The organism is Spirosoma harenae (assembly GCF_054776975.1).
In genome coordinates this window covers 136,589-157,922 of record NZ_BAAHBD010000047.1, presented here as the reverse complement: position 1 = coordinate 157,922, position 21,334 = coordinate 136,589, and the positions used below count along the sequence as shown (strand labels likewise).

At 45.9% G+C, this 21,334-nt stretch carries 15 protein-coding genes and 1 pseudogene; 10 read left to right on the top strand and 6 right to left on the bottom strand.

Annotated features, from left to right (window positions below; translation table 11 throughout):
• The coding region (locus ACYVE4_RS31710; RefSeq protein WP_461044443.1) for a hypothetical protein at positions 1-184 on the top strand (184 nt) is incomplete at its 5' end.
• Between the two features lie 444 nt (positions 185-628).
• On the opposite strand, the pseudogene ACYVE4_RS31705 reads toward ACYVE4_RS31710, so the two are convergent.
• Positions 629-2,076: pseudogene (locus ACYVE4_RS31705) on the bottom strand (IS3 family transposase).
• 1,147 nt (positions 2,077-3,223) lie between these two features.
• Between ACYVE4_RS31705 and ACYVE4_RS31700 the strand changes: the two are divergent.
• The 5 genes from ACYVE4_RS31700 (at position 3,224) to ACYVE4_RS31680 (ending at position 7,940) form a co-directional block, all read left to right on the top strand.
• On the top strand, positions 3,224-4,696 hold the full coding sequence (locus tag ACYVE4_RS31700; RefSeq protein ID WP_461044442.1) for an APC family permease: 1,473 nt from the start codon (positions 3,224-3,226) through the stop codon (positions 4,694-4,696).
• Between the two features lie 148 nt (positions 4,697-4,844).
• On the top strand, positions 4,845-5,471 hold the full coding sequence (locus ACYVE4_RS31695) for a TMEM175 family protein (protein WP_461044441.1): 627 nt from the start codon (positions 4,845-4,847) through the stop codon (positions 5,469-5,471).
• Positions 5,472-5,486: 15 nt separating this feature from the next.
• Complete coding sequence (locus ACYVE4_RS31690) at positions 5,487-6,860, top strand: peptidoglycan DD-metalloendopeptidase family protein (protein WP_461044440.1); 1,374 nt, start codon at positions 5,487-5,489, stop codon at positions 6,858-6,860.
• 77 nt (positions 6,861-6,937) lie between these two features.
• Entirely contained in the window at positions 6,938-7,294 is a 357-nt protein-coding gene (locus ACYVE4_RS31685) for a hypothetical protein (RefSeq protein WP_461044439.1), read from the top strand.
• A gap of 112 nt (positions 7,295-7,406) precedes the next feature.
• Positions 7,407-7,940, top strand: coding sequence for a ferritin (locus ACYVE4_RS31680; RefSeq protein ID WP_461044438.1), 534 nt, complete (start codon positions 7,407-7,409; stop codon positions 7,938-7,940).
• A 243-nt stretch (positions 7,941-8,183) separates the two neighbouring features.
• Here the strand turns inward: ACYVE4_RS31680 and ACYVE4_RS31675 are convergent, their stop codons facing one another.
• The 4 genes from ACYVE4_RS31675 to atpA form a co-directional block, all read right to left on the bottom strand.
• Positions 8,184-8,543, bottom strand: coding sequence for a hypothetical protein (locus ACYVE4_RS31675; RefSeq protein WP_461044437.1), 360 nt, complete (start codon positions 8,541-8,543; stop codon positions 8,184-8,186).
• Positions 8,544-8,578: 35 nt separating this feature from the next.
• Complete coding sequence (locus ACYVE4_RS31670; RefSeq protein ID WP_461044436.1) at positions 8,579-9,151, bottom strand: DUF4136 domain-containing protein; 573 nt, start codon at positions 9,149-9,151, stop codon at positions 8,579-8,581.
• Positions 9,152-9,519: 368 nt separating this feature from the next.
• Positions 9,520-10,404, bottom strand: a complete 885-nt coding sequence (atpG, locus tag ACYVE4_RS31665) for an ATP synthase F1 subunit gamma (protein WP_461044444.1) — start codon at positions 10,402-10,404, stop codon at positions 9,520-9,522.
• A gap of 84 nt (positions 10,405-10,488) precedes the next feature.
• A complete protein-coding gene (gene atpA, locus ACYVE4_RS31660) occupies positions 10,489-12,063 on the bottom strand; it encodes a F0F1 ATP synthase subunit alpha (protein WP_461044435.1) in 1,575 nt (524 codons plus the stop codon).
• Between the two features lie 367 nt (positions 12,064-12,430).
• Here atpA and ACYVE4_RS31655 point away from each other — a divergent pair, with 367 nt between their 5' ends.
• The 3 genes from ACYVE4_RS31655 (at position 12,431) to ACYVE4_RS31645 (ending at position 15,753) form a co-directional block, all read left to right on the top strand.
• On the top strand, positions 12,431-13,210 hold the full coding sequence (locus ACYVE4_RS31655) for an FKBP-type peptidyl-prolyl cis-trans isomerase (protein WP_461044434.1): 780 nt from the start codon (positions 12,431-12,433) through the stop codon (positions 13,208-13,210).
• A gap of 99 nt (positions 13,211-13,309) precedes the next feature.
• Positions 13,310-15,418, top strand: a complete 2,109-nt coding sequence (locus ACYVE4_RS31650) for a carboxy terminal-processing peptidase (RefSeq protein ID WP_461044433.1) — start codon at positions 13,310-13,312, stop codon at positions 15,416-15,418.
• Between the two features lie 158 nt (positions 15,419-15,576).
• Positions 15,577-15,753: a hypothetical protein gene (locus tag ACYVE4_RS31645; protein WP_461044432.1), complete on the top strand. Its 177-nt coding sequence runs from the start codon at positions 15,577-15,579 to the stop codon at positions 15,751-15,753.
• 6 nt (positions 15,754-15,759) lie between these two features.
• On the opposite strand, the gene ACYVE4_RS31640 is transcribed toward ACYVE4_RS31645, so the two are convergent.
• Positions 15,760-17,112 (bottom strand): MATE family efflux transporter, encoded by a 1,353-nt coding sequence (locus tag ACYVE4_RS31640; RefSeq protein WP_461044431.1) that lies wholly within the window; start codon positions 17,110-17,112, stop codon positions 15,760-15,762.
• A gap of 313 nt (positions 17,113-17,425) precedes the next feature.
• Between ACYVE4_RS31640 and ACYVE4_RS31635 the strand changes: the two genes are divergently transcribed.
• Positions 17,426-20,854, top strand: coding sequence for a HEAT repeat domain-containing protein (locus tag ACYVE4_RS31635; protein WP_461044430.1), 3,429 nt, complete (start codon positions 17,426-17,428; stop codon positions 20,852-20,854).
• Positions 20,855-21,334 lie beyond the last annotated feature (480 nt).

The following is a 21,334-nucleotide window of genomic DNA, read 5'->3' as shown; positions in this document are numbered from 1 at the left end:
CTCAAACGACGGAAAAGTCATATTTTTCAGCGAGTACAAAGCTGTTAAAACCGTCTCTTCTCTTTTCACCCGCATCTGTCCACTTTCGGTTGACGATATACACCAAAAACTTGCGCGTTTCGATTTACTAAAAAAACTTACTGGTAGCACTTTTGCCAACCGTTTTGAGCCAGCAGCGTTTTGATAACACTCATCAAAAGTTGTTGCAAAACTCTTTCTTGGCAAGTACCATTTTTTGTAAATCCAGTTAGTTAGTTAGTTAGTTATGTAGATAGGTCGGGGTTAGGCCTATTTTTCGACCTCACAAGACCGAGTGGGGAAACCTACCCCGGCATCAATTAAAACCTGTATACTCATTATACATAACCCACTCCCGGTACTGTCGCCGAATGCTAGCTGATTAGGTAAATTATTTTCAAGTTATTAGAGCAGTCGATCCCACATAATATATCTTCCTTGCTAGATGAATGATTAGAGAAAACTATTTAAGTGGGAATAAGTGGTTTCTATTTCGATAGGATGCAAAAGTAGACGTCGTCAAGTAAAAGTAGAAATAACGAAGATGACTTATTTTTGTATATCGTCAACCAAAAGTGGACAGATGCGAGTGAAAAGAGAAGAGACGGTTTTAAACACGTTGTAGTTTCTGAAAAATATGACTCTTCCGCCGTTGGACCATCGATAGCTGCTTGATTTTTTTACGCTCGGCTACGATTTGGTCTTGGCGACCCCAGTACTCATCAGCGGGAAGTACATTATCCAACAATTCGTGATACTGTAGATGATTATAGTACTCCACCCACTCCGCTAACCGTTGCCTTAGTTCATCCGGACTATAATAGTGTTCCAGAAGCAGCACGTTTTTCATTGACCGATGATAGCGCTCAATCTTACCTTGCGTCATAGGATGAAATGGCGCACTGCGAATGTGCTCAATGCTTTCCCCTCTCAAATACTCTTTAAGATACCGAAACACATAGGCCGACCCATTGTCTGACAGCATACGCGGTCGCTGACCAACAGATAAACTGCTGGCATCAAGAGCTGATTGCACTGTTCGTTCTACGTCTGTGGCTTGCATGCCGGGGATAGCTCCCACGCTAAAATGTAGCGGGAATAGTCATCTAATACCGTCGACAGATAATACCAACCCCAGTTTTTGATCTTGAAATAGCCGGGCCGCCGGAGCGGTGAAGTCAGTCTGCCAAAGTTGATTGGGAGCGGTGGTCGGATTGTAGAACTGATCAGCCGCTTCCATGAGCCGATAAGCAGGCGTAGTCACTAAGCCCCGGCTTCTTAAAATATGGTAAACCGTTGACTCTGAGACAAACCGCTCCGGCGGCCCTCATTATCCACAATATGGCAGGCTAATTCCCGACTGGAAAGATCCGGACGTTCCAAAGCTAACTCCATAATGCGGCCCTTCTCAGCCGGTGGTAGCTGATTCCAAGCACTGTTCCGCCGATAAGCTGGATCAGCCAAGCCCTCATAGCCAGCTGTCAGGTACCGTTTATACCATTGATAAAATGTTGACCGATTGATACCTAACTCCTTCAAAGTAGCTTTAACACTCAGTGGCGACTGTTCGACTAATGTAATGATCTCTATCTTTTCCGATTGGGTCATGTGATGGTATTGATTAATCGTCGGCTTTAAGGCTTTTTTTTAATACCCTATTTTCTAGTCGGACCGCCGAAGCGGCTCAATTCAGCCACCAGCTGTTTGAGGGCTTCATTTTCCGCTTTGATGGACTGAACTTCAGGGGCAGTAGCTTCGCGAGTAGTATCGCCAGCCAATCGTTTTTTTCCGGCTTCCAAGAACTCTTTACCGCTTCGGCGGTCCGATCCAGCGATAATAAATATTGGTGTTAAGTCCTTCTCGTCGACAAATCTCGGCTACTGACTGTTCACCTTGCAAACCTTCAAGGACGATGCGTATTTTTTCTTCGGCGGTATATTGGCGTCGGGTCTGCCGTTGAATGTCTTTGATGATGGATAGCGCTGGCTTGCGCTCGGGGGAAGTGGCTTGAGTCGTTTTCGAACGGCTAGGCGGAGATTTTTTGGTTGAATTGGACATAACCGAGGTGATTTAGGTGAAACAATTTACTGAATTGTCTCTTCTCATTTTCACCCCTTTTGTCCACTTTCATTTGACGACGTACACTTAGCAGATAATGTTAAGTGCTTTTTGCTTTTGGTATAAACAAAAATCTTCACTTATTAAGATAAAGTAAGTATGATTGAGCCACGTTAATCAATTTGATTGTAGGAAATGGCGGATATCTATGTCGTCAGCCAAGAGGGATGAAAAATCAGAAGAGATAGTTTAGCAAATCGTTTCACTCAACTAACCTATATATGTCCATTTCCAGTTGACAACGAATAGCTAATTAACCCGAGTTAATTCTTACCGGATACACAGCTAAAAAGTCTATCTAGCAACTACGTAAACCTATTTTCTATGCCAATTAGTGAGCAATGGGCGTTTTTGATTCAAGCACTTAGTGCCTTGGCTTCTTTTCTCAAGCGTTGTTCATTAATTGTTTCAACTTATCAATCTCTTTCTGGTGTCGTTCCGATTTCTCTTCAGACCAATGCTACATAAGGTCAAGTCTTCGCTCTTTTCCAATTGCACGACATTCATTTTAGTCAGATTAACCCTTTCTTTGATAATCTATTTGAGAAAAGGAACGATAGGTAAATGACCATGCTGTATAAAGCAAACGCCCCTGCCATCAGTGGTTAGGGGCGTTTGCTTTATACAGCACATATATGGATTAATTGTCTTATTTAGACTCAAATCACTAGTCATAAGTAACAATAATCGCTGACCCTAACAGAATCAGCGATTATACTTAATCCATATATGTGTCCATAGGCTGTATGGGCAACCTATGACAAGTCCAGTATAGGCTTAAAATGCGATGAACGGTAACTTATTGAGTAGACGGTAGGCCTAAAAACAAAAACGACCGGCCAGTAGCCAGGTGTTTTTGTTTTTAGGCCATTAAGGCATGTGTCAAGTCGGTGTTTATCCAGATTGCAAAGAAGGTAACCAACATCCCTACGTCCAGGGAATCAGTTTGTATCTAGTAAGCCCCTTGAAAAGCACGTGTCAATTTGGCTATCTTATCCTCTTGACTTCTCTAAACGCATAGAATTTAGCATACATTGCTTGCTTTTTTACCTAATTGGCCGGTTCTTGTAGGTATATCTTCTTCTTCATGGCAGACAATCTATCAAATTCCGTTTCGTCGGTCGATACAGCTACAGAACCTACCGAATTTAACCGCTCACTGAGTCTGATCGACTCTACCCTAATTGTTGCCGGTTCCATGATTGGTTCTGGCGTCTTCATTGTTACAGCCGATATGGCCCGAAACCTCGGCTCGTCGGGCTGGCTGCTGATGCTCTGGGTATTAACCGGCGTTCTGACCGTCGCGGCTGCTCTAAGTTATGGTGAGCTGGCAGGTATGATGCCGAAAGCAGGGGGTCAGTACATTTATATTCAGCGGGCTTTCGGACCTCTGACAGGCTTCGTTTATGGCTGGACAGTGTTTATGGTCATTCAAACTGGTACAATTGCGGCTGTGGCCGTCGCTTTCACCAAATACACGGCCGTATTTATCCCCGCCCTCGGCCCCGATAATGTACTGTTGGCGCTCGGACCCGTGAAAATAACGCTGGGATCACTATTTGCCATTTCAAGTCTGGTATTGCTAACCTGGTTGAACAGTCGAGGGGTTCAGAGTGGTAAATTCATCCAGAATGTGTTTACATCAACCAAACTAATTGCCTTGCTCGGCTTAATTGTGATCGGTATTACGGTGGGATTAAGCCGAGGTTTGTTATCCGCTAATCTGTCGAATGCCTGGGATGCCAGCAGTACGTCGGCAACAGGTGAGGTGCTTCCATTGGCAGGCATGGCTTTGCTTTTGGCTTTTGGTACATCGATGATTGGCTCTTTGTTTTCGGCTGATGCCTGGAATAATGTGACATTTATTGCAGGGGAAATCAAAAACCCACGTCGAAATATTCCTTTAGCTCTATTTTTTGGAACTCTTATCGTTACGACGATCTATTTCCTCGCCAATGTTTCGTATCTCTCGCTACTTCCTTTGAAAGGCTCTCCAACCGCCACTGATATTATTGGCAGGGGTATTCAATTTGCCGAGGCAGATCGGGTAGCAACCGCTGCCGTTGAAACTATTTTCGGGAATGTGGCCGTAGCTATTATGGCCGTACTAATTATGATTTCAACATTTGGTTGCAACAATGGCCTGATTCTGGCGGGTGCGCGGCTTTATTATGCAATGGCAAAAGATGGATTATTTCTGAAACAGGCATCGCATTTGAATCAACACGCTGTACCTGGCCGGGCACTATGGGTGCAATGCATTTGGGCATCTATTCTCTGTCTTTCAGGCAGATACGGTGACCTTCTAGATTATTGTACGTTTGCCTCTCTCCTATTTTATATCGTCACCATCGCCGGACTCTTTCGGCTTCGGAATACTGAGCCAACCACCGAGCGACCATACCGAGCTTTTGGCTACCCAGTTGTTCCTGCGTTATATATTGTCGCCGGACTAACCATTTGTGCTATTCTTCTGTACACGAAAACCTTCAACACAGGTATGGGTCTGCTGATTGCAGGTCTGGGAATACCTGTCTATTTTCTGACTAAACGTAGTTGATAGATCATACTCACACTAACTCAGCCGAAATTAACGTCTGCTGCATATAATTGCTGCTGTGTACCTATTGTATACAGCAGCAATTGCGTTTACGCATAACTAATTGATTCATCCAGCCGTTTGTCTGTCAGATAATGTGACGAGACAAATGACAGATGTCCACGAAAATGAAACCCTTCGCCTGGAGACTTTCAGCGATGGCGTTTTTGCCATTGATATTACGCTTCTCACCTTTCAACTAAAGGCACCAAGTTTAAAAGCGGCCACCTCGAGTCATACGCTAGCCACGGCTTTACTGCATCAGTGGCCAAACTACATTGCTTACTTCGTCAGCTTTACGACCATCTTTATCATTTGGCTCAATCACCACCGGATGTATAACGTTATCCAGCGAAGTGACGCTAGGTTCATGTTTTACAATGGATTACTGCTGTTACTCGTCAGCATCATTCCCTTTACAACCTCTTTACTCGCCGATTATTTAAACACCCCTGCTTATACGCTTTCTTCGGCCCTATACATGCTCCTGTTTGCCAGCATTTCTGGCATTCTGTTTATCATGTGGAATTACGCGACTCACGACTTTCGGTTATTGAAACGCCCAGCTGTAGACGTACGCATAGATCCCATTCGAAAGAGCCATCTGATTAGTCTGGTTACCTATGGCTTTGCTGCCGGTTTATCGTTTTATGTTCCCTTTCTGAGTATTCTGGTCGGCCTGGCTATGGTTGCCTACCTGTCTCAGTTGAAATATCATCGTAATAAAGTCGTTTAATACTATAGTAGAACTATGGTAATCAAGTATTCTGTCCGCTCTCTTCTCGTAGCGTTACTCGCAGGTTGGATTACAGCCTGCACTAGTCTGGGACCAACAGCTAGTCTATTTCGCCCGACTTCTCCTCACGATGAGTATGGTCAATCACTCAAAGAGGCTAAACTCGATCGTACAGCACTTGGTACAGATTGGCTGTCAGCTGGCGAACGTGCTCTTCGCGACTCGTTGAAGATTACAATCCCTTATCGCGAAAGTGGCTATTTTTCAGCCAATAAAGCTTTTGCTGTCGGCTATCAGGTTGATGCACAACGAGGTGATCGTTTTTTGGTACAGGTTGAAACGCAGGGGCAAAAGACGACAAAGATTTTTATTGATGTATTCGCACTTGAAGACCGGAATCGACTCAATCTGGTTACAGCTTCTAAAGCCGATACGAATGTAGTAAGTTGGGAGCCCCGCAAAACCCAGACTTATCTTATACGCATCCAGCCTGAATTACTGCGAAGTGCTAACTATACTATTAACATTACTCGCGAACCAGCTTTAGCCTTTCCAGTGAAAGGCCGCGATAGTCGGCAGATCAGCAGTTATTTTGGCGTAGCTCGTGATGGAGGACGTCGGCGGCATGAAGGGGTGGACATCTTTGCGCCAAAAGGAACACCCGCTCTAGCTGGCGTTAATGGCATAGTTACGGGGGTTGGGACAAATTCTCTGGGTGGAAATGTTGCCTTTATCACTGATAACGAACGCAGTATTCGACTTTATTACGCACATCTTGACCGCTGGAATGTGACAGATGGTCAACGCGTATCGGTAGGTGATACTGTTGGTTTTATTGGCAATACAGGTAATGCTCGCACAACAGGGCCGCATTTGCACTTTGGTATTTATAGATTTGACGAAGGCGCTACTGATCCTCTGCCATTTATTCGACTCGGTCGCGGTCCGGCTAAACAAGGATTACTATCTGCTTCGCGTCTGGGCGATTCAGTGCGGGTATCAGTTGCTCGATCTGTAATTCGTTTGGCTCCTCATGGGGATGCCCCCATTCTGTGCGAACTGCCAAAATCGTCTGCTATGACTATTATTGGAGGAACGGAAATCTGGCCACGGGTCGAATTGCCCGACGGTTTAACGGGTTATATCGCAACCAATACTGTCGAATCAGCCAATCAACCGCTTCGACGAGTAACACTGCCGGTTTCTGGCAACTTACTCGATGCGGCTGATCAACAGGCTGGTGTTATCAATACCCTCCCTGTAGGCTCGACAGTTGACGTATTAGCAATGACAACTATCTGTCAATTGGTTCGTAGTTCGACAGGACAAACAGGCTGGTTATTCATGCCATTAGCCACTACTAAGCCTCTCAAAGCGACCGTTCGTTAATTACAGTTTAAAATATTGTTTAGATTTTATCTAAATTAAGATTTGCGTTTTATCTTTGTACGTTCATTTCCGTAACCATGACGAGTAACGTACCAATAACCTATCAGGAGATCTTTCGAACCGACAAAGGTGTTGTTTATCAGTGTGATGCGAGCTACCGCTTGATCCTGGAGTTTTGGGATACGCATACTCAATTTTCAGCGCGTGATTTTGCTCGTTTCCGTCGCATGGTTGAAACCATCGATATTCGGCAAATGGCGTTGAGTACAGCAGCTGCCGACGATGTGGAGATCTTGACCGTGCCTCAATCGGAACGTTGTTATGTATTAACGCTCTGCGAAGTTGTTCACTTACGCGAACTGCTCAATGGTGCCAAATTGATGCTGGAATTAAACTCTATGCTTCGGGAATGTGGTTGTACATTGCCCGAATAGCCATAAATAGACTGCTTCTAAATTTTCTGACAATCAACCGACTGCACAACAAGGGTCGGTTTTTTTGTGTTGTTTTGCTATACGAATTTCTCACCGGAAACGGTTACTTACTATGAAAGATCTAGCAAGACTACGCACCTCTATCAAAGAAAGCGTCGAGCTGGCACTGAACCAGCAGATACAAATGGAAATGGTTTCTTCATCGAAATATCTGGCTATGGCTGGCTGGTGTGATCGAAACGGTCTAGACCATACGGCTGGCTTCTTCTACAAACAATCAGAAGAAGAACGCCATCATGCCATGAAACTCTTCCATTACCTTTGCGACCAGGGTGCTACGGCTTATTCGCCCGAAGTTCCAGCCGTCGCTCAGGAATTCGACTCAATACGATCGGTTTTCGAAGGCGCTTTGGAACAGGAAGTTTCAGTAACGGATTCGATCAATCGCATTATCACTATCTGCCGTCGCGAAAATGATTATGCCACGGAAGAACTCCTGAAATGGTATGTTAAGGAGCAGATGGAAGAAGAGTACATTGCCCGTCGTTGCCTCGATCTGATCAATCAGATTCCAGCCGATCAGATTTACTATCTGGACAAAAAATTGGCCAGCGTCACCTACGAGGACAACGTATTTGAGAATTAACTGACCTATGATAAACTGTCGAAAAGGCACCCACTTGGGTGCCTTTTTTAGTTGAATCAACGCCTTCAACTAAGCCTATTCTTGTATCACAAACCAGTCAATATCGCTCATGCGCTCGTTGATTCCTGCCCCGTGTTTTTTATTGATAGTTGCGAAAACACTGCCAAAGCTGGAATTTGATTTAATTGTCAACCAGCAATTCATCCGCGAAACGATCCGAAAATAACTGAAGCCATAGACTTATTACCACTTTAGCGAAGGAGCTTGGCTGACGTCTTTTCCGGAAGCAGCCGGAGCCGATGCATTCCAGGAAGAATCAGGAACAGTAACCGCTTTAGCCGTATCGCAATCCTGTAGCCGCTCTTCTAATTCGGTAATCTTACTTTCCTGTTGGTTAAGGCTTCGCTTCAGATCAATAGTTGCATCTTCAAGCCGCTGATGCCGGTTGTATGACACGCCGAGCAATGCCATAACACCCAACAGCAGCACGAGTACGACTGCTATGAGTGAATAAACAACACCTCGACTTACGGCTGACATAACCAGAAACGGAAAGGCACAAATTAACAAAAAGCTAAGTCCATAAAAAAACCTGCCCTCCATTTGAAGGGCAGGTTTTTACTAAACGATTGAAACCTTTATCGGGCGGCACCATAATCCTGGCCAGCGCTCTCCGGGAAGTTCTTCATAATGCTGGTCACCGTCTCACGGAAGGCCTGATCGCGATCCCGTTCTTTATTCCGGTTATTCAATTGGCCCGTAGCCCAACCTTGCCAAACGATGTCATTCGTTCGAGCATCCAGAACGTTAATCACAACGCGATTCTCTTCGTATTGACGAGAATAAACGCCGTTGTTCATACCACCGCCGTACCACCAGGAATAAGGCGAATACATACCATTAGACTGGATTTGCTGGCGATCCTTAGAATCCATAAAGAACCGTACCACTAAATCCGCTTCGCCCTGCGTGACAGGCTTATAGCCACGAGCTTTCAGGGATTGATCCAATGCATCAGCAATCCGGCGTTGGTTCAGATTACTCCCTACAATTGGGTCTGCATTCCGTTGCCGGTCTGCTTCAATACGGTAGGTTGTAAACTGCCGAACATTCACTTTAGGATCGTAGTCGTATTTAACCGTAATGGCTGGGGCGCAGGACGCCAGCGTACCGACGACGAACAGACTAGTTATTATGCCTTTGATTTTCATGTATTTTGAGTCGTTAATTAGTATTTAACCGATTACTAAACGTTGGGAAAAGTGCCATTCGTATGCGGCAATTAAATAACAAGAAAAGTGCTTCATGCGTTTCAGTAACAAGTAATATTCTGGCAGCAAAGCATAAAGTTAATTCACTGACAATCAGACATTATTTTCACTTTAAGGATTTTTAACAAGGCTTTAATTGGGGCCGTTTTACTACCGAAGCAAACAAGGCACTATCATTTACTTATGCTTATTTCCTATGACGCTTTTCGATAAAGAACCGTTGCAACAAGTAGTCAAAAAATTTACGGATAAAAACAAAGCCACTACCCAATTGGGTAGTGGCTTTGGTACTAATTATTTATGCTAGACTAGGCGCTGGCCAGTGCTTCGGCACCACCCACGATTTCGAGAATTTCAGTCGTGATAGCGGCCTGACGAGTACGGTTATACACCAGACGAAGCTCCTTGAGCAGTTCACCAGCGTTATCCGTCGCTTTATCCATAGCGGTCATTCGAGCGCCATGTTCAGCTGCATTTGAATCCAACACCGCTTTATATAACTGAATCTTGATTGTTTTCGGAATCAACTCCGTAACGATTTCTGATTCTGATGGCTCAAAAATATAATTGATCGAATTCGCCCCGCCCGTTGGTGACTCAGCGGCAACAATTGGGAGTACTTGCTCAGTCCGAATAATCTGTACGGCTGCGTTGCGGAATTCGTTATAAATCACTTCTACAACGTCGTAGCGGCCATTGGCAAAGCCTTCCATAGCTTCTTCAGCAGCAGCCCGAACAGTCGCGAAGTTGAGCGAGCCAAAAACGTCAACATGAGCAGCGTTGACCTTAAAGCCGCGACGTTGGAATGCTTCAGCGCCCTTCTTGCCAATCGCCATAATTTCGACATTGCCCGAACGAGCCTGAGCCGAATATTTTTCATCGATTAACGCCAAGGCACCTTTTATCGCATTCGTATTGAACGCACCAGCCAATCCCCGATCCGACGTAACAACAATCAGGAGAACCCGGTCGATAATGCGGTTTTGCTTGTAAGGACTTTCTGATGCGGTTTCAGCCCCTGCCGATACAGTTGCGAGCATCTGGCTTAACTTCTGCGCATAAGGCCGCAATTGGGTAATATTTTCCTGCGCCCGACGCAGCTTCGCAGCCGACACCATTTTCATCGCTTTGGTGATCTGCTGCGTTGAGTTAATCGAGGCAATACGAGCGCGTACTTCTTTTAGACTGGCCATGTAGAGTCGATAGTCGTCAGCCATCAGTCAATAGTCGCTTCGCTAATTACTGACGACTAATGACTGATGGCTATTGACTAATTTTTAATAATTCGCAGACAGATCAGCGGCTACTTTCTTCAACGTTGCAGTACCTTCGTCGGTCAATTTACCGGCACGAAGTTCGTCCAGTACTTTAGGATACTGAGCGCTTAGCACCATAGCGAACTCGCTTTCGAATGCCTTCACTTTATTGACGGGCACTTTATCCAATAATCCGTTCGTTGAAGCGTAGATGATCGCTACTTGTTGTTCAACCAGAACAGGAGCGTATTGAGGCTGCTTCAGGATTTCCTGATTCCGACGGCCCCGTTCGATGGTCAGTTTGGTCGATGCGTCAAGGTCAGAGCCAAATTTCGCAAATGCTTCCAGCTCGCGGAACTGAGCCTGATCGAGTTTCAGCGTACCAGCCACTTTCTTCATCGACTTGATCTGCGCGTTACCACCTACACGCGATACCGAAATACCTACGTTGATAGCTGGGCGAATACCTGAGTTAAACAGGTTCGACTCAAGGAAGATCTGGCCGTCGGTGATTGAGATTACGTTTGTTGGAATGTAAGCCGAAACGTCACCAGCCTGGGTTTCAATGATTGGAAGCGCTGTCAGGGAGCCACCACCTTTCACTTTGTCTTGTAGACTTGGTGGCAGGTCGTTCATGTTTTTCGCGATATCGTCGTTAGCGTTGATTTTCGCGGCCCGTTCCAGCAAACGGCTGTGCAGGTAGAATACGTCACCTGGATACGCTTCCCGTCCTGGTGGGCGACGCAGCAGCAGCGACACTTCACGGTAAGCAACCGCTTGTTTCGACAAATCATCATAAACAACCAGTGCCGGACGACCTGTATCGCGGAAGTACTCACCGATAGCAGCACCCGTAAATGGAGCAAAGAACTGCATTGGCGAAGGATCCGATGCGTTGGCTGATACGATAACCGTATAGTCCATAGCACCTGCTTTGCGCAGTGTTTGCTCTACTTGCTTCACGGTCGATGCTTTCTGACCGCAGGCAACGTAGATACAGAATACGGGTTGACCTTTATCGTAAAATTCTTTCTGGTTGATGATCGTATCGATAGCCACAGCGGTTTTACCCGTCTGACGATCACCGATGATCAGTTCGCGTTGGCCACGACCAATAGGGATCATGGCGTCGATCGCTTTGATACCCGTTTGTAGCGGCTCATTTACAGGCTGCCGATAGATTACGCCCGGTGCTTTACGCTCCATCGGCATCGGGAACAGTTCGCCCTGAATGGGGCCCATTCCATCAATCGGCTGACCAAGCGTGTTTACAACGCGGCCAAGAATACCGTCGCCCACGTTTACGTAAGCAATCTGGTTTGTGCGCTTAACGGTATCGCCTTCTTTGATTTCGGAATAATCGCCGAGCAATACAGCTCCGACGTTATCTTCTTCAAGGTTCAGGGCCATCGCCTGAAGCCCATTGTCGAACGACAGCAATTCACCGGCCTGCACCTTCGAGAGGCCGTAGATACGCGCTACGCCGTCGCCGATTTGCAGCACCGTACCGACTTCTTCGAGTTCAGCCTCGGATTGAGTTCCAGCCAATTGCCGGCGGAGGATCGCTGATATCTCGTCGGGTCTTACGGATTCCATATATAACAGGGATATTTAGTTTGATTTTTCGGCCGCAAAGGTACGATTAAAATTTAATAAAATTACGACGAAACAAAGAAATAACGACTGAATGTTAGACTTTTCCAATACTGACCATCTAAGATCACCACCTTTGATACCAGTCGGGCAACCGTTCATCCAAATTCACGGAACTTTAAGCGGTCAAAATTGACATCAGCCAAATTTTCAGCTACTTTTATTTTCCTGATTCGCTATCAAATACGGAACTGTTCACCTACAGCTTGGCTAACTATTTTTTGGCTTAATTGCTACTATTTAAACTTTTATCCTATTCGTTCACGTTTCAGTAGTATCAATTTTTGTTTATATCCCGTTTCATTTTCGCATGAAGTTCAATCAATGGATGTTGGCCGGCGCTGTATCGGCACTATTAGTCGCAGGTTCGGCAACGGCACAAGTCAAAAAAACTCCTGTTAAAAAACCAGCCACCGGTCAGAAAGCAACCACAACGGCTACAACTAAATCCACCTCATCAGGCAAGTTAGTATCTGCCGACGATTCCCTGAGTTATAGCATTGGCGTAAGTATTGCTCAAAATATTAAACAACAGGGGCCCAAAAATGTGAATTCGGCCTTACTGGCTCAAGGCCTTGACGATGCACTAAAAGGTGGTGCCATGCAATTGTCGATGGAACAGGTTCAGCAGGTTATTCAGGGATACTACCAGAAACAGATGGCTGTCCGCAATGCGGAAAGCATGAAAGTATCGGAGGAGAATAAGAAAGCGGGCGCTGCATTTCTGGCCGAAAACAAAACCAAAACGGGTGTGGTAACAACCGGCAGCGGTTTACAGTATTCTATTGAGAAAGAAGGAACCGGTGCTAAACCAACAGCTACCGATCGAGTTAAAGTACATTACACAGGCAAGCTGCTAAACGGGCAAACATTTGATAGTTCGGTTGAGCGCGGTCAGCCCGCTGAGTTTGGCGTAACGGAAGTGATTAAAGGCTGGACCGAAGCCCTCCAACTGATGCCTGTGGGCTCAAAATGGAAGCTTTATATTCCATCCGATTTAGCGTACGGCGACCGGGGTGCCGGTGCCGATATTAAACCCGGCTCAACATTAGTGTTTGATGTTGAGTTACTTGATATTGTAAAACAATAACCAAAGAGCGAATGAGCGAAAGACTGAAAGAGTGGTTTACCAGATAGGTTTCGCTCTTTCACTCATTCGCTCATTCGCCGTTAACCTGGGTAATAATAGATGAAGAAGTATCTGGTGACTCTTATGCCCGTGCTGATACTGAGCTTTCAGCCGGATCTGCCATCGAATGGTGCAACAGGCGACGCTTCGTCCCTACAGACATTGCCTTCACAACCCTCACCAACCGAGGAACTAAAACCAACTATTTCACAAGAAAAAGTGGAATCGCTGGTAGCTAAGTTGCTGACTACATATCACTACCGAAAGGTTCGGCTCAACGATTCGTTGTCATCGGTCGTTTGGGATAATTACCTGAAAGAGGTGGATGGCAACAAAACCTATCTGCTGGCTTCGGATGTAGCTTCGTTTGAGAAATACCGCTATCAAATTGATGACGCTCTGATCAATGGCGATCTGACAGCCGCTTACGATCTGTATAATGTTTTCCGCAAACGATATCAGGAACGTAGCGCTTTCATTAAAGAGCAAATCAAGAAACCTTTTTCGTTTACAGTCGACGAGAGTTTCAATACAGACCGGGAAAAAGCTCCCTGGCCTAAAACGGTTGAAGAACAAAACGAACTTTGGACGAAAATCCTGAAAAATCAGGAATTGGAACTTCGGCTCGGCAATCGAAAAGATAGTGCTGTTACGGCTACAATGACTCAGCGGTATGCAAATCTTGATAAGGCGTATGGCCGGATTCGAAGTGCTGATGTATTCCAGATCTACATGAATTCTTTTGCGGAGGCACTTGATCCGCATACCAATTACTTCTCGCCTAGCAACGCAGATCGGTTTAATCAGGAAATGAGCCAGTCGCTGGAAGGAATTGGTGCTATGCTACAGGAAGATGGCGAATACATCAAAGTAACGCAGGTTCTGCCGGGAGGCCCAGCTTTCAAAAGCAATCTGATTAAAGTAAATGATAAGATTGCGGGCGTGGCTCAGGGCGATAATGGTGCTATGGTCAATACGATGAACTGGCAGGTCGATGACGTTGTCAAGCTTATCAAAGGCCCGAAAGGAACGGTTGTTCGCTTACAGGTTGTTTCTCCAGATGCGCTGGCGGGTGCCCCACACAAAGAAATTCGCCTGGTTCGCGAGAAAATCAAACTGGAAGAGCAACGTGCGAAAAAAGAAGTGATTGAACTAACGGATAATGGTCGACCATTCAAAATCGGCGTCATTAACATTCCGATGTTCTACCGCGACTTCGAAGGTGCACGCAAGCGCGAGGAAGGCTTTAGCAGCACAACCAGCGATGCGAAACGTTTCATCGACGAATTGAAAGCCGAAAAAGTGGATGGCATCGTAATCGACCTACGCGATAATGGTGGTGGTTCGTTGACAGAAGCGATCGATTTAACAGGTCTGTTTATTCCGAAAGGCCCTGTTGTTCAGGTAAAAGAATCAACTGGTGAGACCGAGGTATATGCAGATAAAGATGGCGGAAATGTGGTTTACAATGGGCCATTAGCTGTTTTGGTGAATCGCTTCAGCGCATCGGCTTCTGAAATTTTCGCAGCGGCTATTCAGGATTACAAACGTGGTGTTATCGTCGGTGGCCAAACTTTCGGGAAAGGTACCGTACAAACGCTGATCGATTTGAATCAATGGCTTCCGAAAGAACCTGAGAAAGTTGGTCAGGTAAAAATGACGATTCAGAAATTTTATCGGATCAATGGAAGTAGCACACAGCACAAAGGTGTTACGCCGGATATCGAATTACCATCTGCTTTCTCTGCCGAAGAATACGGCGAAAGCTCACAACCAAGCGCATTGCCCTGGGATCAAATCAACTCGACCCGCTACGACGTAGCAGCCGATTTGAACGACAAAGTTTTAAGCCGTCTTCGGGATCGTTTCGACCAGCGTCTTAAATCAGATCCTGAACTGAAAAAACTAGCGCAGGATCTGGCTGACTTTAAGAAAGCGAAAGAGAACACGGTTGTCTCATTACAGGAATCAAAACGCCGAAAAGAGCGGGAAGAAGCCGAGCGGAAACGTGCTGCTGCCAATAAAGTATCGCAAGTTTCGGCTCCCGTTGACGAAACCGGAACAACTGCTGCCGCTACACCCAAGAAGAAAAAAGATCTGTATCTGAACGAAGCGGGGCTTGTATTGGCTGATTATATTCTGGCTGCTAATCTGGCAGTAAACAAGTAAGTCGTAAGACTTGGATCAAACAAAAATCCCGCGATACGATCTGTTACGCGGGATTTTTGTTTAGTAACGAATCATCTCAACTTATAGAATTCACCGTGTGGTATTTTTTAATTAGACAAAGCGAACTCGAAACCTCTCAGTATCAGCAATTGCAAAAAATGGCCTCGTTAACGGAAGTCGAAATCTTCAATGAACCTTATCGTAACTGGTACATTTTTTCCGTTGAAAAAGCTACCTACCTAACGTTTATGAATGAACTCGACCGACAGGGTATTCCCTATGATCTCAATGCTGACCGACCTACACGATCTGAATTATTAGCGACTATGCGGTAAATTGAATTAGTGCGTTACTACTTCTGTTGTACCGATCACTGATAAATCAACCCGTTTAACTCGTCGAAAAAAGCGCCAGGTCAGCAAAACAGCAGCCATTGTTAAGCCAGATAGTAATCCAATCCAAATACCGATTGCATCCATACCCAGTGGAAAAGCTAGCACATAACCCAGCGGCAAGGCGACGATCCAGTAGGAAAATAACGTAATGATTGTAGGAACGTTGACGTCGGATAATCCGCGTAAGCCTCCTAAAGCCACAACCTGTACTCCATCGGAAAGCTGAAAGAATCCGGCTATTATAACCAGCGATGCCGCAATACGCATAACTGATAAGTTATCCCGAATATAGAGCGTCACCAGCCAGTCATTCGCCGTCAGAAAAATTACCGCCATTAGGCTCATAAAACTGATTGAAAGCACAAACGCAGCGATCCCAGCTCGCCAAATACCCTCGCGGCTACCCAGCCCAACCGCAGCACTAACCCGAATAGCAGCTGCCGATGAAATTCCTGTTGCCATCATATAGGTAACTGACGCCATATTGATCGCAATCTGATGGGCCGCTAACCGATCCTTGCCTAACCAGCCGACAATAACTACGGCAAGCGAAAATGTAGCGACTTCAAAGAAAAAGGTAAGACCGCCAGGAATTCCAAGTCGTAGAACCTCCCATACTTCTTTGTTAATAGATAAAACACGAAACTCAGATTTCAGGTACGGGGTAAAATGGCTGGAGCGATAGATATAAAGTAGCATTGCTCCTGCCATAAACGTTCGCGATAGTAAGGTTGCCATAGCTGATCCCATTAAACCTAGCTTTGGAAAAGGCCCAATCCCTTTAATTAACAGATAATTAAACAGGGCATTGACCAATAGTGCCGATAATGTAATCGTCATCGCAACCCGTGGATAGCGTAAGCCATCGCAGAGCTGACGAGCGCCTACAAACACCAGCAAAGGGAGCAACGACGCACTCAGGATCAGCATAAAATCGCGAGCTAAATTTGCCACTTCTGGAGCTTGTCCGAATAAACTAAAGTTGAATGCCAACACAGCGGAGAGTACACCGAGTACAAGGCTTAACAAGATACCAACCCGCAAACCCGCCCGAAATAGACGGTTAATGGCAGCCGGATCATTCTGATTATACGCCTTTGACACCAAAGCAGCCACAACCGTAAGTCCACCAACGCCTATACTCGACATAAGGAACGAAAGCGAGTTAGCCAGGCCAGCTGCGCCCAACGGAACTGCACCTAACAATCGCCCAACGAATAAATTATCCGTTACGCCCATCAACACAACACCTAATTGAGCAATGATAATTGGCACACTCAACCGAATCGTGTCAATCATTTCAATACGGTAGGTAGGCAAAAGCCATCGAAAAGTTGTAAACATAAAATCGAGAAAGAAGGGCTGTGCATAGCGCCTAAAATCCGGCTGCAAAAATAGCAGATTGCTGCATGTGCTTCGCGCTACAATTAAAGGGAGCAGTAGTTGGTACCTTATTCGCTGGGTAAGAAATCAACTAGATCAAGAAAACATATCCTCTGAAGTCAAGTAGCGAAAGGTCTAAATTGCCTTTAAGAACAGGCAATCGTTATAAAGCTATTACCGTTTAAGGGCCAGACAGTTTCCTTACTGTGGCAATCAACCTCTCTTTACCATGAAAAAAGCAATCAGTCGTATAGTAAAAAATAAAAAACTGGCCTGGGGCCTGGTACTAATCCCCATGCTCTGCTTAACAGGATCTCAGGTTGAAAAAGACCCGATTGATCGCCGTAGTAAGCGTATGGCTCCTGAGAAAGCAGCCCAGTTAGCGAAAGCCATCGAAGCAACGGTCACACCCGAACTAGCCGAGGGTCTTACGCTTAAATTATGGGGTGTCGATTCGCTGGTTGCCGATCCGATTGCTATTAGCATAGATGACAACGGACGAATCTATTATACCCGAACCAACCGCCAGAAACATTCCGAATTTGATATTCGCGGTCATCAGGACTGGGAAATCGAATCAAATCAGTTAAAGACCATTGAGGACAAACGCGCCTTTTTGCATCGGATTTTATCGCCCGAAAATAGCAAAAAGAATGAATGGCTAAAGGATATGAACGGCGATGGTTCTCACGATTGGCGGGATATGACCGTCGAAAAAGAGAATGTCTTTCGCATCGAAGATACGTCTGGCGATGGCGTTGCCGACTTATCGCAATTAGTCGTTGAGGATTTTCATGACGAAGTAACCGACGTTGCCGGGGGCGTATTAACCTACGGGAATGACCTATTCGTGGCTGTTGGACCCGATTTATGGCGCATGCAGGATAAAGATGGCGATGGCATTGCCGAATCAAAAACGTCTATCTCGCACGGCTACGGCATTCACGTTGGCTTTAGTGGTCATGGTATGTCGGGTGTGACGATGGGTCCGGACGGCAAGATATACTGGCAGATTGGCGATATTGGTTTTAGTGGAAAAGGGCAGGACGGAAAAAAATGGGAGCATCCGAACAGTGGTGTTGTCGTCCGATCCAATCCCGACGGCAGTGATTTTGAAGTATTTGCTTATGGCGTCCGTAATACCCACGAATTCGTTTTTGATGAATACGGCAATCTGATTAGCGAAGACAATGATGGCGACCATCCCGGTGAAAAAGAGCGTTTGGTATACATTGTCAATGGTTCGGATACGGGTTGGCGCAGCAACTGGCAATACGGCAAATACCGCGATCCGAACAATAATACCTACAAAGTCTGGATGGACGAGCAGATGTACAAACCTCGTTTCGATAAACAGGCGGCTTACTTCACCCCTCCTATTGCCAACTTCGTGAGTGGTCCGGCCGGGATGAAATACAATCCCGGTACGGCCCTGAGCCCGGCCTACAAAAACACGTTTTTCATTGCTGAATTCGTCGGGAATCCGGCTCGGTCAGGGATTCATTCCTTCAAGTTAAAGCCCAAAGGAGCCTCGTTTGAACTTGGCGAACAGAAAAAAGTATTGGGTAATGTACTCGCAACCGGAATCGATTTTGGCCCAGACGGGGCCTTGTACGTAGCCGATTGGATCAATGGCTGGGATACGAAAGATTACGGTCGCATCTGGAAACTAGATGATAAGTCAGGCGCTTCATCTGCCGAACGTCAACGGACCAAAACCCTGCTAGCCAGCGCTTTCGGGTCAAGATCCGAAACTGAATTGATTGATCTTTTGAAAAATTCGGATATGCGCGTGCGTCAGAAAGCGCAGTTTGAATTAGCGAAGCGGGGAGCCAAAGGAGCTGATGCCTTTAAAGCAGCGCTTCAGCAAACCGACAATCAATTTGCTCGTATTCATGCGATCTGGGGCATCAGCCAGTTGACCCGGCAAGACAAGCAATATGGTCAATTACTCCTGCCATTGCTTCAGGACAAAGACCCCGAAATTCGCGCGCAAGCCGCCAAATGGTTAGGCGATGTCCGTTATGCAGAAGCCGGTGCCGCGTTGATTTCGCTCCTAACCGACTCGTATAGCCGGGCCCGATTCTTTGCGGCCGAAGCACTCGGACGAATTAGCTACGAACCAGCCATCCAGCCAATTATCAAGTTTCTGGAAGCTAACAACGATGAAGATGCTTTCCTGCGTCATGCGGGTAGTCTGGCGCTGGCTCGTATCGGAAAATCGGCCCCTGTAGTCGCTCTAGCCAGTCATCCATCAAGAGGTGTGCGCATTGCGGCTGTGGTAGCGCTTCGACGAATGAGCGATCCGGGAATTGCGGCTTTTCTCGCGGATAAAGATGAATACATCGTTACCGAAGCCGCTCGCGGAATCAACGACGACTTGTCAATTCCTGAGGCCCTTCCTGCTCTTGGAAAACTGTTGCAAACAACCACTTTCACCAACGAAGCGTTACTACGGCGTTCCATCAACGCGAATTTGCGCGTAGGCACGCCCGAAGCCATGCAAGCACTGATTGATTACGCGCAAAAAGATGGCAGTCCTGTAGCGATGCGTTCCGAAGCGCTAGAAGCCTTGAGTACTTGGGCAAGTCCATCTGTTTTGGATCGTGTTGATGGGCGTTATCGAGGAGAGGTCAAGCGGGATTTGTCTGCCCTAAAAACAAAAACGGCCGATACTTACATAAAACTACTGGCTCATCCGGAAGTAGCTATCCGACTGAGTGCGATCAAAGCCATTGCTAAAATTAAACTGGCAGAAGCCTCTGAACCCTTATTTAAGCAGCTATCGACCGACAAAGAGGCCAGTGTACGTGTAGCCGCTTTACGGGCCCTGGCCTCAATGAATGATAAACAAGTCAGTAAAGGAATCGAAACTGCGTTGGCGGATAATGATAAAAGTGTACGGGTGGCTGGCCTTGATTTGTTGGCGAAATCGGATATGCCCAAAGACCGGATGGTAGCCCTTTTGTCGGAAGTAATTAGTAGCCGTACTACAGAAGAAAAACAGGCAGCTTTATTGACACTAGGTAAACTTCCCATCGCCAATACGCAAAAAGCATTCGATCAATTACTGGCGAAAATGTCAGCCGGAACAATGCCTGCTGAGCTACAATTGGAACTGGAAGAAGCGATCGAGAGCAGTCATTCTCCTCAACTAGCCACCCGGTACAAAGCTCTTACGTCAAAGCTATCACCCGACGCCTTGCTAGCATCCTATAAAGGAGCTTTATTAGGTGGAGAACCAGATTTGGGTCGACGGATTTTCTACCGGCATCAGACGGCGCAATGCATTCGATGTCATGCCTATAATGATCAGGGCGGCAATGCCGGACCGCGACTGAATGGCGTAGCCAGTCGATTGACTCGTGAACAGCTTCTGGAAGCGCTGATTACTCCAAGTGCTCGGTTAGCACCGGGTTTTGGAACAGTTGAGCTTAAACTCAAAAATGGCAAAACCGTAAATGGTATTTTGCAGGAAGAAACGAGTTCAGAAGTGAAAGTAAAGGTGGGCGATCAACCAGATATGGTCATTCGAAAAGATCAGATTGCCAAACGAACAACCGCTCCATCAAGTATGCCAGAAATGAGATACTTGTTAACCAAACGGGAAATTCGAGACGTGGTTAGTTTCTTATCGACACTAAAAAGTGACGAATAGTACGATTTATTAACCAAATTTTAACTTTCAAATAAATTAAGTTTCGGTATGATAATTGGTGGTGACTATGTGTATATTCGTATGTCATGTTCGATCACCCGTTCATATCATTTACGCTCCTGCTCGTTATTCTATTGACAGGCTTCTTTCTAAGACGAAATTTCGTTTTTAGAAAGAAGTGCCCTGTTTGCAGCGATGTGGATATTGATCGAATTCAACGTCCACGATTATTGAGGTCAGTGGGCTTTGTTCGAACGTACCGATGTCTTAACTGTGCCCATACCTTCAATCGCATTGTTTTGGGCAACACAAAAACGCAGCAAACTACTGAAAGCTAATTACTCAGTGTCTGTAGTTTTATAGACAGCCATGCATAAGCGACAATCGCTTATGCAAACGAGAGCAGTAACGCCAGACGCACAGAGAATTTTATCTAAACTTGGTTAATGCTACTGAAACGACTACAATTCATAGTCCACC